Origin of the sequence: Aurantibacter sp. (assembly GCF_039941195.1) — a bacterium.
GTDB lineage: Bacteria > Bacteroidota > Bacteroidia > Flavobacteriales > Flavobacteriaceae > Aurantibacter_A.
Window position 1 is genome coordinate 1 of sequence record NZ_JBDVFA010000082.1, and the last position, 1881, is coordinate 1881.

2 protein-coding genes and 1 pseudogene are annotated in these 1881 nt (G+C 36.2%); 1 reads left to right on the plus strand and 2 read right to left on the minus strand.

What is annotated here, in order from left to right:
• On the minus strand, positions 1–392 hold a 392-nt coding region (locus ABJF52_RS13275), incomplete at its 3' end, for a GTP-binding protein (RefSeq protein ID WP_348151072.1).
• Positions 393–637: 245 nt separating this feature from the next.
• Here ABJF52_RS13275 and dusB point away from each other — a divergent pair.
• Positions 638–1639: a tRNA dihydrouridine synthase DusB gene (gene dusB / locus ABJF52_RS13280; RefSeq protein ID WP_348151075.1), complete on the plus strand. Its 1002-nt coding sequence runs from the start codon at positions 638–640 to the stop codon at positions 1637–1639.
• 1 nt (position 1640) lies between these two features.
• Here the strand turns inward: dusB and ABJF52_RS13285 are convergent.
• Positions 1641–1881, minus strand: a pseudogene (locus ABJF52_RS13285) (ABC transporter permease); the annotation flags it as partial.

A 1881-nucleotide genomic window follows, 5' to 3' on the forward strand; every position in this document is an offset into this window, starting at 1 on the left:
TTATTTAAAACAGGGATTATTTCTAAGTCGTTTTCTAAAGCTAAATATAGATTAGAAATTGTTTGTGCTTGAATACTTTGTGCAGCATCTACAATTAATAGAGCTCCTTCACAAGCTGCAATGGATCGCGACACTTCATACGAAAAATCTACATGTCCAGGAGTGTCAATTAAATTCAAAACATATTTTTCGCCTTCAAATTCGTAATCCATTTGAATAGCATGCGATTTTATAGTAATACCGCGTTCACGTTCCAAATCCATACTATCTAGTAGCTGGTCTTGTTTTTCACGATCAGTAACAGAACCCGTAAAATCTAACAAACGATCGGCCAAGGTGCTTTTACCATGATCGATATGGGCAATAATACAGAAGTTTCGAATGTTCTTCATGGGCGTGGTCCCGTCAATTCGGGAGTTTAATTATGCTAATACACTATTTATAGCCTGCAAAGATACATTATTTTAAAACGGAGTTATAGCTAATATTGTTTTAGAGTTAGATGTTGAAAAGGTTTATTATTTCTCCTAATAAAAGTAATTTATTTATGTAATTAGGTTAAGAATAGTTGTGCTTATGCTTAGGGTCATTTACTTTTTAATTTTCTGTAAATTTGCATCCCAGAAAAATAATGTTAATGCTTAAAATAGGAGACATACAACTTCCAGAATTTCCGTTGCTACTGGCGCCTATGGAAGATGTAAGCGACCCTCCTTTTCGTGCATTGTGCAAGGAACAAGGTGCCGATGTGGTTTATACAGAATTTATTTCTTCGGAGGGTCTAATTCGGGATGCTGCCAAAAGCGTAATGAAATTAGATATTTATGAAAAAGAGCGTCCTGTAGGTATTCAGATTTTTGGAGCTAATCTAGACTCCATGTTACAGTCTGTGGAAATTGTTGAGAAATCGAAACCAGATATTATTGATATTAATTTCGGTTGTCCTGTAAAAAAAGTAGTGAGTAAAGGAGCTGGAGCTGGAATACTTAAAGATATAGACTTAATGGTTTCGTTAACCAAAGCTATGGTGGAACGTACTAAACTGCCTATTACTGTTAAAACAAGATTGGGGTGGGATGATGATTCCATAAAGATTGTTGAGGTAGCTGAACGCTTGCAAGATGTAGGTTGTAAGGCCATTGCAATACATGGTCGTACTCGTGCACAAATGTATAAAGGCAATGCCAATTGGAATCCTATTGCTGAGGTTAAAAATAATCAGCGCATGCATATTCCCGTCTTTGGAAATGGAGATGTCGATACTCCTGAAGCTGCTAAAAGAATGCGAGATGATTATGGACTCGATGGCGCAATGATAGGACGTGCAAGTATTGGCTATCCTTGGTTTTTTAATGAAGTAAAACATTATTTTAAAACAGGAGAAAAATTAGCGCCACCTACAATGAAAGAACGTGTTGAAGCTGCACGTCGGCATTTGCAAATGGCAATTGATTGGAAAGGGGAGAAGTTAGGTGTTTTTGAAACCCGAAGACACTACACCAATTATTTTAAAGGAATCCCTGATTTTAAACCGTATCGCATGAAAATGGTTACTAGTGATGAATCGCCAGATGTTTTTGCAGCATTTGATGAGGTGTTAGAAAAGTTTGGTGACCACCAATTTTCGGTTAATCCTTAAATTAAGGAGCGATTAATTTCTTATTTATTCTACTACTGGCAATTTTAGATGCCAGTATACCGAGTACAACAATTGTCGCCAAAACCACTAGAATATTAATTAATTTTAGTTCAACTGGGTAATCGATATAGCCAATTTTCACCCATCCAAATAACAATTGAGAGCTAATTAGTATTATCCCAATTAATACTCCAATCAGTCCGCCTGCTCCGGTTACCAACATTCCTTGTATAAAGTAGATT